Source organism: Rhodococcus koreensis, assembly GCF_900105905.1.
Lineage (GTDB): Bacteria > Actinomycetota > Actinomycetes > Mycobacteriales > Mycobacteriaceae > Rhodococcus_F > Rhodococcus_F koreensis.
The window spans coordinates 1,599,349-1,611,533 of the sequence record NZ_FNSV01000005.1; the positions used below are offsets into that span (position 1 = coordinate 1,599,349).

General features: G+C 69.4%; 15 protein-coding genes and 1 tRNA gene. 8 read left to right on the plus strand and 8 right to left on the minus strand.

Going from position 1 to position 12,185, the window contains the following annotated elements; genetic code table 11:
- Window positions 1-40 precede the first annotated feature (40 nt).
- Both nadE and BLV94_RS12195 read left to right on the plus strand, forming a co-directional pair.
- Complete coding sequence (nadE, locus tag BLV94_RS12190) at window positions 41-880, plus strand: ammonia-dependent NAD(+) synthetase (RefSeq protein ID WP_072937706.1); 840 nt, start codon at window positions 41-43, stop codon at window positions 878-880.
- Between the two features lie 4 nt (window positions 881-884).
- The gene (locus BLV94_RS12195; RefSeq protein WP_072937705.1) at window positions 885-1,658 is read left to right on the plus strand and encodes an SDR family oxidoreductase; all 774 of its coding nucleotides are present in this window, start codon (window positions 885-887) and stop codon (window positions 1,656-1,658) included.
- Between the two features lie 20 nt (window positions 1,659-1,678).
- On the opposite strand, the gene BLV94_RS12200 is transcribed toward BLV94_RS12195, so the two are convergent.
- Window positions 1,679-1,936 carry a MoaD/ThiS family protein gene (locus BLV94_RS12200; protein WP_015890181.1) on the minus strand — a complete coding sequence of 86 codons (258 nt, stop codon included), beginning with the start codon at window positions 1,934-1,936 and terminating at the stop codon, window positions 1,679-1,681.
- Window positions 1,929-2,984, minus strand: a complete 1,056-nt coding sequence (moaA, locus tag BLV94_RS12205) for a GTP 3',8-cyclase MoaA (protein WP_072937704.1) — start codon at window positions 2,982-2,984, stop codon at window positions 1,929-1,931. The genes BLV94_RS12200 and moaA overlap by 8 nt, the downstream gene beginning before the upstream one ends.
- 119 nt (window positions 2,985-3,103) lie before the next feature.
- On the opposite strand from moaA, the gene BLV94_RS12210 reads away from it, so the two are divergent.
- From BLV94_RS12210 to BLV94_RS12225, 4 genes are all read left to right on the plus strand, one after another.
- On the plus strand, window positions 3,104-4,288 hold the full coding sequence (locus BLV94_RS12210; protein ID WP_072937703.1) for a molybdopterin molybdotransferase MoeA: 1,185 nt from the start codon (window positions 3,104-3,106) through the stop codon (window positions 4,286-4,288).
- A complete protein-coding gene (gene moaCB / locus BLV94_RS12215) occupies window positions 4,285-5,259 on the plus strand; it encodes a bifunctional molybdenum cofactor biosynthesis protein MoaC/MoaB (protein WP_072937702.1) in 975 nt (324 codons plus the stop codon). The genes BLV94_RS12210 and moaCB overlap by 4 nt, the downstream gene beginning before the upstream one ends.
- Window positions 5,252-5,665, plus strand: a complete 414-nt coding sequence (locus BLV94_RS12220) for a molybdenum cofactor biosynthesis protein MoaE (protein WP_072937797.1) — start codon at window positions 5,252-5,254, stop codon at window positions 5,663-5,665. The genes moaCB and BLV94_RS12220 overlap by 8 nt, the downstream gene beginning before the upstream one ends.
- Window positions 5,666-5,917: 252 nt before the next feature.
- Window positions 5,918-7,351, plus strand: coding sequence for a DEAD/DEAH box helicase (locus BLV94_RS12225; RefSeq protein WP_174705451.1), 1,434 nt, complete (start codon window positions 5,918-5,920; stop codon window positions 7,349-7,351).
- Here BLV94_RS12225 and bluB read toward each other — a convergent pair.
- The 3 genes from bluB to BLV94_RS12240 all read right to left on the minus strand — a co-directional run bounded on the left by bluB (window position 7,348) and on the right by BLV94_RS12240 (window position 9,954).
- Complete coding sequence (gene bluB, locus BLV94_RS12230) at window positions 7,348-8,007, minus strand: 5,6-dimethylbenzimidazole synthase (RefSeq protein WP_072937701.1); 660 nt, start codon at window positions 8,005-8,007, stop codon at window positions 7,348-7,350. The two genes, BLV94_RS12225 and bluB, sit on opposite strands and share 4 nt — an antisense overlap.
- Entirely contained in the window at window positions 8,004-9,041 is a 1,038-nt protein-coding gene (locus tag BLV94_RS12235) for a CobW family GTP-binding protein (protein WP_072937700.1), read from the minus strand. Before BLV94_RS12235 ends, bluB begins: the two co-directional genes overlap by 4 nt.
- 70 nt (window positions 9,042-9,111) lie before the next feature.
- The gene (locus BLV94_RS12240) at window positions 9,112-9,954 is read right to left on the minus strand and encodes an alpha/beta fold hydrolase (protein WP_072937699.1); all 843 of its coding nucleotides are present in this window, start codon (window positions 9,952-9,954) and stop codon (window positions 9,112-9,114) included.
- A gap of 65 nt (window positions 9,955-10,019) precedes the next feature.
- Here BLV94_RS12240 and BLV94_RS12245 point away from each other — a divergent pair, with 65 nt between their 5' ends.
- On the plus strand, window positions 10,020-10,544 hold the full coding sequence (locus BLV94_RS12245) for a MarR family winged helix-turn-helix transcriptional regulator (protein WP_072937698.1): 525 nt from the start codon (window positions 10,020-10,022) through the stop codon (window positions 10,542-10,544).
- Here BLV94_RS12245 and BLV94_RS12250 read toward each other — a convergent pair.
- The gene (locus BLV94_RS12250; RefSeq protein ID WP_072937697.1) at window positions 10,484-10,969 is read right to left on the minus strand and encodes an acyltransferase; all 486 of its coding nucleotides are present in this window, start codon (window positions 10,967-10,969) and stop codon (window positions 10,484-10,486) included. The genes BLV94_RS12245 and BLV94_RS12250 overlap by 61 nt on opposite strands.
- A 127-nt stretch (window positions 10,970-11,096) precedes the next feature.
- Here BLV94_RS12250 and BLV94_RS12255 point away from each other — a divergent pair, with 127 nt between their 5' ends.
- Window positions 11,097-11,498 (plus strand): PAS domain S-box protein, encoded by a 402-nt coding sequence (locus tag BLV94_RS12255; RefSeq protein WP_241031547.1) that lies wholly within the window; start codon window positions 11,097-11,099, stop codon window positions 11,496-11,498.
- Between the two features lie 258 nt (window positions 11,499-11,756).
- Here the strand turns inward: BLV94_RS12255 and BLV94_RS12260 are convergent, their stop codons facing one another.
- Together BLV94_RS12260 and BLV94_RS12265 are read right to left on the minus strand one after the other, a co-directional pair.
- Window positions 11,757-11,966, minus strand: a complete 210-nt coding sequence (locus tag BLV94_RS12260; RefSeq protein ID WP_011598322.1) for a hypothetical protein — start codon at window positions 11,964-11,966, stop codon at window positions 11,757-11,759.
- A gap of 87 nt (window positions 11,967-12,053) precedes the next feature.
- A tRNA-Ala gene (locus BLV94_RS12265) sits at window positions 12,054-12,126 on the minus strand.
- Window positions 12,127-12,185: the final 59 nt, after the last annotated feature.

Here is a 12,185-nt window from a genome sequence, read left to right on the forward strand (position 1 = left end):
GTACCCTGCGCCCGTCAGGGGCACTCGCTAGAGTTCTGTCATGGCGAATCTACGTGCGCAGATCCTCGAGGAACTCGGTGCCCGGCCCACCATCGACGCGGCCGGCGAGATCCGCAAACGTGTTCAGTTCCTGAAGGACTACCTGCTGTCGACCCCGGCCAAGGGTTTCGTCCTGGGTATCAGCGGCGGTCAGGACAGCACCCTCACCGGGCGCCTCGCCCAGCTCGCGGCGAGCGAACTGCGCGAGGAGGGCCACGACGCCGAGTTCGTGGCCGTGCGGCTGCCCTACGGCACGCAGGCCGACGAATCCGACGCGCAGATCTCCCTCGACTTCATCAAGCCCGACCGGTCGGTGGTCGTCAACGTCAAGCCCGGCGCGGACGCGACCGCGAAGGAGTCCTCCGATGCCCTGCGCGACATCATCGGCGACGGCGGCGAACTCCGGGACTTCGTCCGCGGCAACATCAAGGCCCGCGAGCGCATGGTGATCCAGTATTCGATCGCCGGTCAGCTCGGGTATCTCGTCGTCGGCACCGACCATGCCGCCGAGGCGATCACCGGTTTCTTCACCAAGTTCGGCGACGGCGGCGTGGACGTCACTCCCCTGACGGGGTTGTCCAAGCGTCAGGGTGCCGCGCTGCTCCGCGAACTCGGCGCACCCGAGAGCACGTGGAAGAAGGTTCCCACCGCCGACCTCGAGGACGACCGTCCCGCGCTTCCCGACGAGGAGGCGCTGGGCCTGACGTACGCGCAGATCGACGACTACCTCGAGGGCAAGGACGTCCCGGACGCCGTGGCCGAGAAGCTCGAGGCGATGTTCCGCAGCACCCGGCACAAGCGCACGGTCCCGGTGACCCCGCTCGACACGTGGTGGCGGTGACCCGGTGGTCCAGGCGCTGGTCGCGGGCGGTACCGGTACTGCAGGCCGGCAGGTGGTCAAGGAGTTCCTCGCCCGCGGTCATTCCGTCCGGGTCCTGACCCGGCACGGCGGGGCGCCCGGTAGCGAGATCGCGCATTTCCACGGCGATCTCGTCACCGGCGACGGCCTCGACGAGGCGCTCGACGGTGTCGACGTCGTGGTGGACACCACCGACGGCAAGACCAAGGGCACCCGGGCGGTGCTGGAGAAGGGCGCCGAGAACCTGCTCGCCACCGCGGACGGCGCGGGCGTCGGACGCGCCGTCCTCCTCTCCATCGTCAACGTCGACCAGGCCGAACTCGCCTATTACCAGGCGAAGCGCACCCAGGAGCGGGTCTACGAGAGTGCCGCGATGGAGACGGCGATCGTGCGGGCAACCCAGTTCCACGACTTCATTCCCATGATCGCGAAGCCGGCGAGCCGGGCGGGGCTGATCCCGGCGTTCTCGAAGACGAGCTTTCAGACCATCGACACGAGGGACGTGGCGACCGCCCTGGTCGACGCCGCCCTGGCCACCGACGCGCCGAAGGGGACGATCACCATCGGCGGCCCGGAGGTGCGCACCGCCCGCGATCTGACGACGGCGTGGAAGAAGGCCACCGGGACGCACGGGTTCGTCGTGAACGTGCCGCTTCCCGGCGCGCTGGGGCAGTTCCTGCGGAACGGATCGAACCTGGTGCCCGACAACCGGTTCGGAACGATCACCTTCGACCGGTGGCTGGCCGAGTCCATCCACTGAACGGCCCGGCGGACAGCGGACTAGCCGCCGGCGAACGGTGGCAACACGTCCACCTGGGCGCCGGCGGTGCGCGTCAGATCGCGGGTCAACTCGGAGTCCACCAGGAAGGCGGAGACCGAGAGCACCTGCTGCATGTCGGGACCGTACTTGGCGAGGAGAAGGTCCTTCACCTGGCCGAGATCCGCGGTGGCCGGGAGGTCGAGGGTCTCCTTCGTGCAGCCCGCTGCGTCGGCGGCGGCCGCGAAGTACCGAACCGAAATGCCTGTCACATCAACCACCGATTGCTCCCATGCTGCGTTGCGGCGGGGCGAAGCCCGCCGCGTTGATCCCGTGGCCTGCCCACTTGTTCCACATCGCGCCGCGCCACAACTGCGCCAGGTCTTCGTCGCCCGCACCCGACCGCAGCACCGACCGCAGATCGACCTCCTGGTCGCTGAACAGGCACGAACGTACCGTTCCCTCGGCGGTGAGGCGGGTGCGGTCGCAGTCGGAGCAGAACGACCGGGTGACGGACGCGATGATTCCGACCGTGCCCGGTCCGCCGTCGACGAGCCACTCCTCGGCGGGCGCCGACGGGTCTTCCCTCCCGTGTTCGGTGAGCGTGAACCGTTCGCCGAGGACGGCCAGTAACCGGTCGGCGGTGACCATGTTGTCGCGTGCCCACTCGTGATCGGCGTCGAGCGGCATCTCCTCGATGAACCGCAGCGTGACGCCCTCGTGCAGGCACCATTCCAGGAGATCGGCCGCTCCGCTGAGCGTTTCGGGCATCAGCACCGCATTGATCTTCATCGGTGCCAGTCCGGCTCGGGCGGCGGCGCGGATACCGGCCATCACCGACGGCAGACGGTCGCGCCTGGTCAGTCTCGCGAAGTGCTCACGATCGACCGAATCGAGGGAGACGTTGACCCGTGTCAGCCCGGCGCGGGCGAGCCCGGCCGCGCGGTGCTCGAGACCGACGGCGTTGGTGGTCATCGCGAGCGGAATCCCCGGCACCCGCTCGGCGCATCCGGCGATCATCCGCTCGAGATCCACCCGCATCAGCGGTTCGCCGCCGGTGAACCGGACCTCGCGGACACCGAGCCGGTGGACGGCGATGTCGACGAGCCTGACGATCTCGTCTGCGGTGAGGAGATTCTGCGCCGGAATGGCGGGCAGGCCCTCCTCGGGCATGCAGTACGTGCAGCGCAGCGAACACTTCTCGGTGATCGACACCCGCAGATCCCGCGCGACGCGGCCGAACCGGTCGACCAGCTGGTCGACGTCCGGTCTGCCGTCGAGCGAGACCGACGACCGGACGGTCGGGATCCCCATCTCCACCGTCGTCATCGAGTCGCCTTTCGCTGCATCTGTCCAGTATGCCGCGCGGGGGTGAGCGTTGTCCGATGCGGTGCGCGTCACTCCGCCGGGAGGTGCCTAGGATTGGTGATCATGGCCGGAGGAATATCGTGACCGCACGCTCTGTGGAGCAGCACGCCCAGCACGTCGCCGAACTCCTCGCGCCGTTGCACGGGCGCCCGCCCGAGGAGATCCCGCTGGGCGAGGCACTCGGGCGCGCCCTGGCCGCCGACGTCCGCTCCCCCGTCGACCTGCCGTTGTTCCGGAATTCGCAGATGGACGGATACGCGGTCGACGCCGCCTCCGTCACGTCCATCCCGGCGGTGCTGCCGGTCCGGGGCGTGATCGCCGCGGGACCGGCAGGCACCACCGTCCACACTCCCGGGACCGCCTACCGGATCATGACCGGTGCGCCGATCCCCGAAGGCGCCGACGCGATCGTCCCGGTCGAGGACACCGAGGCCGCGGACGGACAGGTCCGCATCGAACGCTCGCGCACCGCCGGTGAGTTCGTGCGCGAGCGCGGCAGCGACGTCCGGGAGGGCATGCTCCTGCTGCCCGCGGGCAGTGTGCTCGCCGCCCGGCACATCGCCGTCCTCGCCGCCGTCGGCTTGCAGCGCGTCCCCGTGCGCCCGCGCCCGCGCATCGCCGTGATCACCACGGGAGCCGAACTGGTGGACGCCGGAACGACGCTGCACCCCGGAGAGATCTACGACTCCAACGGAATCGCCCTCGCGTCCAGCGCCAGGGCCAACGGTGCCGAGGTCGTGTCGATCGCGCGCAGCGGCGACGACCCGGCCGAATTCCGGACCCTGCTCGCGGAGGCGACCACCACCGCCGACCTCGTCCTCACGTCCGGCGGGGTGTCGATGGGCGACTTCGAGGTGGTCAAGGAGACGCTCTCACCGCTCGGCGCGCACTTCGGGCACGTCGCGATGCAACCGGGCGGCCCGCAGGGCACCGCCGTCGTCGACGGCACGCCCGTCCTCAACTTTCCGGGGAACCCGGTCAGCACCCTCGTCTCCTTCGAGGTGTTCGCACGTCCCGAGATCCGGCGCGCCGCCGGGCTCCCGCCGACGGAACCCGAGGAACTGCCGCTCGCCGCGGCCGTCACCTCCATTCCCGGCAAGCGGCAGTTCCTCCGGGCGCGCCGCACCGACGCCGGAGTCGAACTCGTCTCCGGCCCCGGCTCCCATCTCGTCGCCGCGATGGCGTGGGCGGACGTCCTCCTCGACGTTCCCGCCGACGTCACCGCGCTCGACGCCGGCCAACTCGTGAAGGTGATCCCCCTATGAGCGACCTGACGCACCTCGACAGCGAGGGCCGCGCGCGCATGGTCGACGTGAGCGCGAAAGCGGACACGACCCGAACCGCGGTGGCCGCCGGGCAATTGGTCACCACCCCCGCGGTGATCGAACTGGTCCGGGCCGACGACCTCCCCAAGGCCGATGTTCTCGCGACGGCCCGGATCGCCGGGATCTCCGGGGCAAAGAAGACGTCCGAGCTGATTCCGCTCTGCCATCAACTCGCGCTGTCGTCGGTGAAGCTGGAGTTCGGGTTCACCGACACTGCGATCACCATCGAGGCCACCGCGAAGACGAAGGGCCCGACCGGCGTCGAGATGGAGGCCCTCACAGCCGTGGCGGTGGCCGGATTGACGTTGCACGACATGGTGAAAGCCGTCGACCCCGCCGCGACACTGGACGGTGTCCGGCTGCTCACCAAGGACGGCGGCAAACGCGGGCACTGGACGCGCGAGCAGCCAAGCACCGGAACGCCCACGGTGACAGCACGATCCGCGGCCGTACTGGTCGCCTCGACCGGCGGGGCCAAGGGCACGCGGGAAGACACGACCGGCCCGGTGATCGCCGCGTGGCTCGAGGAACGTGGCTTCACCACCCGGGGTCCGCTCGTCTACGCGGACGCGGACATCGCGGCCGGACTCGCCGACGCCCTGTCCGGGAGCCCGGCACTGATCATCAGCACCGGCGGCACCGGGGTCTCCCCCACGGACGCGACCCCGGAGGCCACCCGCGCGGTGCTCGACCGCGAACTGCCCGGCGTGGCCGACGCCATCCGGAACCGCGGCACGGAGGTGACCCCGCACGCCTCGCTGAGCCGCGGACTCGCCGGTGTGGCGAACGGCACAGTCGTGGTGAATCTCCCCGGCTCGCCGGGCGGGGTCAAGGACGGATTGTCCGTCCTCGACCCCATCGTCGATCATCTTCTCGCTCAGGTCGCAGGTGGAGGTGCGCACGATGCCTGACATTCTCGCCCAGATCTCGGATCAGCCGCTCGATCCCGCCGTCGTCGACGCCGCCGTGGCCGGGCCCGAACACGGCGCCATCGTCGTGTTCACCGGCGTCGTCCGCAATCACGATGGCGGACAATCGGTCTCAGCACTCGAATACCAGTCGCACCCGGACGCCGAACGCTTCCTCCGCACCGTCTGCGAGGAGGTCGCGGCCTCGTCCGGACTCCCCGTGGCGGCCATCCACCGGGTCGGATCCCTCACCGTCGGCGACCTCGCGGTGGTCGCCGCGGTCGCCGCTCCCCACCGCGCCGAGGCGTTCACCACGTGCGCCGAACTGGTGGAGCGCATCAAGCACGAGGTACCCATCTGGAAGCGGCAGAAATTCGCCGACGGGGCGTCCGAATGGGTCGGTCTGTGACTCCTCGGTCGGACCGGCCGGCCGTCACCAGGTAGACTCGCCATCACTAGATGACCACGACGGTCATCCAGCGTCGTAGAACGCATTCAGTTCGGTCACCCGAATCCTGTTGGATGTGCACCACCGCATCCGCTCTTCTTACGGCGAAGAAGCTTGCCGACCGGCAACGCCGCCAACCTGTGCTCGAGCTCCGACGGAGACCTTCCGTATCGGCCCTCCGGGCACAACCCTGTGCTCGAAAGGCCTGACCACTTGTCTGACACGAATACCCCCGACACGACGTTCGCCGCGCTCGGTGTCCGCGAACCGCTGGTGAAAGCACTCGCCGACAAGGGGATCACCTCCCCGTTCCCCATCCAGGTCGACACCCTCCCCGACACACTGTCGGGACGGGACGTGCTCGGCCGCGGCAAGACGGGCAGCGGCAAGACGCTGGCATTCTCCATTCCGATGGTGTCCCGCCTCGCGGGTGAACTGTCCGGCGGAAAGCGCCGGCCGGGCCGCCCGGTGGGCCTGATCCTCGCCCCCACCCGCGAGCTCGCCACGCAGATCACCGCAACCCTCGAGCCCCTCGCCGCCGCGTACGACCTGCGAGTCACCACGATCTTCGGTGGTGTCTCCCAAAACCGTCAGGTGAGCGCCCTCAAGGCGGGCGTCGACATTGTCGTCGCGTGCCCCGGACGGCTCGAAGACCTGATGAAGCAGAAGTTCGTGAGCCTCGACGCCGTCGAGATCACCGTGCTCGACGAGGCCGATCACATGGCCGACCTCGGCTTCCTGCCCGTCGTCACCCGCATCCTCACTGCGACCCCCCAGCAGGGGCAGCGACTGCTGTTCTCCGCCACCCTGGACAACGGCGTCGACAAGCTCGTGAAGCGGTTCCTGAAGAACGAGGTGCTGCACTCGGTGGACGAGGCGAACTCGCCCGTCGCGGCCATGACGCACCACGTGTTCGACGTGGACGGCGTCGAGGCCAAGCGCAAGCTGGTCGAGCGGCTTGCATCGGGCACCGGACGCCGCATCCTGTTCATGCGCACCAAGCACCAGGCCCGCAAGCTGGCCCGTCAGCTCACCGAGGCGGGAATCCCCTCGGTCGACCTGCACGGCAACCTGTCGCAGGCGGCCCGCGACCGCAACCTCGCCTCGTTCTCCGCCGGTGAGGCCCGCGTGCTGGTGGCCACCGACGTCGCGGCGCGCGGCGTGCACGTCGACGACGTCCAGTTGGTCGTCCACGTCGATCCGCCCGCCGAGCACAAGGCCTACCTGCACCGTTCCGGCCGCACCGCACGCGCGGGCAGCGCAGGCGACGTCGTCACGGTCGTGCTGCCCGAGCAGCGCAAGGACCTGGCCGTCCTCATGCGCAAGGCCGCGATCAAGGTGACCCCGGTCCGCAGCACCGCGGACTCCGCACACGTGCTCGACCTGGTCGGCGACATCGCACCGCACGTCGCGCCGGCCCCCAAGGCGGCACCGGCGTCGAACGGCGGCGGCGGACGCAATCAGCGGCCGGGCGGCGCCCAGGGCGGACGCGGCGGTCAAGCCGGTCAGGGCGGCCGCGCACACGGTCAGGGCGGCGGCGCACGTCGCTCCCGCTCGGGTGGAGCCGGACGCCCCCGCGCAGCCTCCTCCACGGGCGGCGGAACCCGCACGGCGTCCGCCGGCGGTTCACGCCGCCGTCAGGGCTAGAACTTCTCGAGGTGGACGGCGTCGGCCAATGGCCGGCGCCCCCGCCACCCGAAGCGCTCGAGGTCCGGCACCTGCTGGAACTCGGCGACCCTCCCCACGCACAGCCACGCGATGGGACGCACCGGCTCGGGGATGCCCAGCAGTTCGGTGAGATAGGGCTCGTCGTAGAACGACACCCAGCCGACGCCCACGTTCTCGGCGGCCGCGGCGAGCCACAGATTCTGGATCGCGAGCACCGCGGAGAACAGGCCCGTGTCGTCGACCGTGTGCCTGCCGAGGATGTGTTCGCCGCCGCGGCTCCGGTCGTACGTCACGACTACCCCCATTCCGCTCTCGCAGATCCCTTCGATCTTGATGGGGTCGAACGTCTTCTTGCGATCTTCGGGCAGCGACTCCGCGAACCGCCTGCGGGCGCCGGCCACGTGGTCGGCGAACGTGGTCAGCGTGCCGGTGTCGCGTACGACGACGAAATCCCACGGCTGGGTGTTGCCCACGCTGGGCGCGCAGTGCGCGGCGCCCAGGATGCGGTCGAGAACCTCCTCCGCGATCGGCTCCCCGGTGAACTCGGCCCGCACGTCGCGGCGGCGGCGGATCGCGTCGTACACCGACAGCGCCGGCTCGGGATTCGTATCGGGACTACACGCAGACTCGGTCACGCGGTCACGGTATAGCGGTGCACACCCAGCATCGCGCCGGGGTCCGCATCTTCGCCCACCGCCACGACGCAGCCCGCGAGCCGGGTCCGCACGTGCTCGCCCTCGATGTCGGCACCGATGAGCACCAGCTGGGTCGCCCGCTCCTCGCCGGGCTCCCAGCGCGTCGACGTGAATCTGATGTGCGGCCCGACGGTCTGCACCTCGAACTTTCGGGACTGCCCCGGCACCGCGAAATGCACGAATCCCTTGATCCGGTAGATCCCGACCGGTCGCTTCTCGAGGAACTCGACGAGCCGCCGCGGATCGATCGGCTCGTCCGAAGCGAAATCGACTGCCTCGTACGACGAATGCAGGTGGTCGTGGCCTTCGCAGTGGTCGTGCTGATCCAGCAGGAGCTGGTCGAGGGTGAGCTGCTCCCCCGGCGCCGGTTCACGCCCGGGTTCCCGGTCGAACAGCAGGGTGGGCTCGATCCGGCCGTGCGCGGTGGTGAGGACGGGCGCGCGGTCGTTGTAGCCGCGGACCATCGCCTGCACGGCGGCGCGCCGGTCGTCGTCGATGCGGTCCGTCTTGTTGAGGATCACGAGGTCGGCGAGCGTGACGTGCTTGCCGAGGTCCGGGTGCTGCTCGGACATGTCCTCGAACTGCTCGCCGTCGACCATCACGACGAGACCGCCGTACATCACGTGCGGGTTGGTGCTTCCGAGGACGAGACGAATCATGTTGCGCGGCTCGGCAAGCCCGCTCGCCTCGACGATGATCACGTCGATCTGCGACGCGGGATGCGCGAGGCGGTCCAGCATCTCGTCCATGTCACTGACGTCCACGGCGCAGCACATGCAGCCGTTGCTCAGCGACACCATGGAATCGACCTGGCCGGCCACCATCATCGAATCGATGTTCACGGCGCCGAAGTCGTTGACGATGACGCCGACCCGGACGCCGCGGTTGTTGCGCAGCACATGGTTGAGCAGGGTGGTTTTTCCCGAACCGAGGAATCCGGCGACGATGACGACGGGAATCCGCTTCTTCGCCAACGCTGCGACCTCCGTGGGACCTCGACGAGCTACCGGGCGCCCATCCTAACGCCCGGCACCCGGGCGCGCGTCAGCCGACCGCGGCGAGGATCGCCGCGTCCACGTCGGCGGCGGGCGCCATCGGCAGCGTGTGGTGGGTGACTCCGGGGATCGTCGTGACCGTGGCCGACGGGAGCAGCCGCCCGACGTTCTCCGCGACCCTGCCCGCGTCGTGCGCCCGGCTGCCACCCGCCAGCACCACCGTCGTGGGGACGGTCAGGCCCGCCAGCGCGTCGGCTGTCGGACGCGACGGCACGACGAGCGTGGTGCGGCCGAACACGGCCGCCCCGAGCGCGGTGACGCCGAGCCACCGCGGGTCGACTCCGGCACCCGCCGTCTCCCAGCGGATCAGCCTCCGCTGCCGTCTCTCCGTCGGCCGGATGAGCACCGGCGCCGCGTGGAGCAGGTACCGCGCGCTCAGGCCCGCAAAGCAGGACGTCGGGTCGAGCAGCGCCAGACGGTCGACGCGACGGGAATCGTGCAGTGCGTAGGCGAGCGCGATCATCGCACCGTACGAATGGCCGACCACCGCCGGCGCCGTCACCCCGAGGTGGTCGAGCACCGCGTCCAGCCACTCGAACAGGTCCGGGGCGGTGCGCAGCGGTGCACCGTCGTTCGCACTGCGCCCCACATCGCCCATGACGTCCACCGCGAGCACCCGGTGACTGCGGGCGAGCGCCGCGACGTTGGCGACCCACACGGTCGACGTGGCCCCTCCGCCGGGAAGCAGCAGCAGCGGCGCCCCCGACTCCGGTCCGCACACGTTCACCCGGGTGGACCCGAACGGTGTGGGAACGTCGACGGGTGTGACGTCCACCGGCCAGTCGGCCAGCAGCGAGTCGTAGGCGCGGACGAAGTCGCCGACTGCCGTCATCGCATCCTCCTCGAAATATCTCGATAATCGAGATACTAGACAATCGAAGGAAAGGTCGCAGTAGATTGCGGAGCGTGGACCCGGACGAAGGCGCACAGACAGTGCACCGGCTGCGTGCACTCGCAGTGGAGCTGAACCTGCTCGGTGCCGAATTCGCGCAACTGCACGGACTGCACACCACCGATCTCCGCGCCCTGATCTGCATCCTCGACGCCGACCGGGCGGGCCTCGCCGCCACACCCGGATGGCTCGGAGGCCAGCTCGGCATCAACTCCGCCTCGGTCACCGCCCTGCTCGACCGCATGGAGAAGGCAGGCCTGATCCGCCGCGACCGGGACGCCGACGACCGCCGCAGGTGGTTGCTCGCGGTCACACCCCGCGCCGTCGATCTCGGTCAGACGTTCTTCGGGCCGCTCATCCACCGGACGGCCGCCGTCCTCGACGACTTCGACGCGGTCGAAAAAGCCACCATTTCACGGTTTCTCGACGGCGTGAACCGCGCGGTCGCCGTCGAACGCCAGGCCGGCCCTCAGCGCACGGACGGGGCGGAGTCGAGGTCGCGAACCCGGCGCGCGGGCGACCCCGCGTAGAGCCCGTTCGGCTCGCAGTCGCGGGTGACCACGGCGCCCGCCCCCACGACGCACCCTTCGCCCACCGTCACTCCGGGAAGGATGATCGCGCCCGCGCCGATCCAGCACCCGTCGCCGATCACGATCGGACGGTCGACCACGCGCCCGCCCCGGCCGGAGCTCGGACCGATCTCGTGGGTGCTCGTGACGAACTGGACGCGGTGCCCGACGGCGACCTGCCTGCCGAGCGTGATGGGCGCGGTGCCGTCGAACAGGACGCCGCGGTTGACGAAGGTCCCCAGCCCCATCGTGACGTCCTTGCTGCCGAAATAGCAGCCCGAATAGATGCCGGCTCCCCACACTTTCGCTCCCGCGGCCATCAGCAGCAGGACCCGCAACCACACGGGGACGAACGCGGAGGCCTGGACGATGGTGACGAACCGCATCCCGTCACCCTAGCCCCGCGGAGCACGTTCGCGATCGAGGTTTGCTATTAATTAACTATTTCACCGCACGAAACTGCACGGTGCGGCGTACCATGTGGGCGCCATCGAAAAGCACGAGGGGGGAACCGTGAGACAACTGGATAGCGACGGATTCGCTGCGCTGATGGAATCCATTCCCCACGCGATCAGCGTTCACGACCGCGAACGAAACGTCGTGTTCAGCAACCCCGCCTGCGCGGCCCTGATCGGCTACGACGCCGACGAATTCGCGGACCTCGATCACGAGCAACTGTTCCACCCCGACGACGCCGCACTGTGGGGCACCATGCTCGCCCGGGTACTGAGCCAGGAAAGCCCCAGCGCGACAGCACATCTGCGCATCCGGCACCGGGAGGGCCACTGGATCTGGGTGCTCGTCGCGGCGTCCACGTTCACCGCAGGCACCGAGAGACTGGTCGCCCTCGTGCTCCAGGACGAGTCCGACACGATCTGGGGCAACCCCACGGCCGCGAGGCAGCCGATCCGATAACCGTCCGCTCACCGGCCGTCGTCGGAACCGCCGCAGCACGGCGGAGTCCGAACGGTGGCGCCGCATCGCCGGCAGAAATGGGTGCGGTGCCCACCGTTGCTGGACGTCGCACACCCGCACACCTCCCACCCCACCAGGCACGTATTCGCGGCCAGCGGGTGCCCGTTCGGGCAGCACCCCGGCGCGGTCTCGGTTCGGGCGGCCACACGTCGAATCTACCCGGCAGTCGAACAGATGTGCGAATCGCTGCCCGAAGCGTCACATGTAATTGCCGGGCGAACCGTCCTCCTGGCCGTCCTCCCGCTCCACCAGGAACCAACTCCCGGGGGCGTAGATCAGCTCCCGCGCGGCGCGGACGATGACGAGCGCCCCGGACTCGTGGATGCTGTAGCTGTCGTCGTCGCCGAAGTCGGTGACGGCGAACTCCGCCAATTGGTCGAATGAGCGATGCGTCACAGTGAATGTCATGACGCCAGTGTCCCACCGGGACAAGAGGGATGAATGAGGAAAGCCCCCCACCCGCATCGTCTGCGGATGAGAGGCTTCTCTCGAAAGTGGAGCTAAGGGGACTCGAACCCCTGACCCCCACACTGCCAGTGTGGTGCGCTACCAGCTGCGCCATAGCCCCGTATTCGGTTGTTCTCCGCACTCGGAATGACTTCCTCCGTGCTCGAAGAAAGTTACACC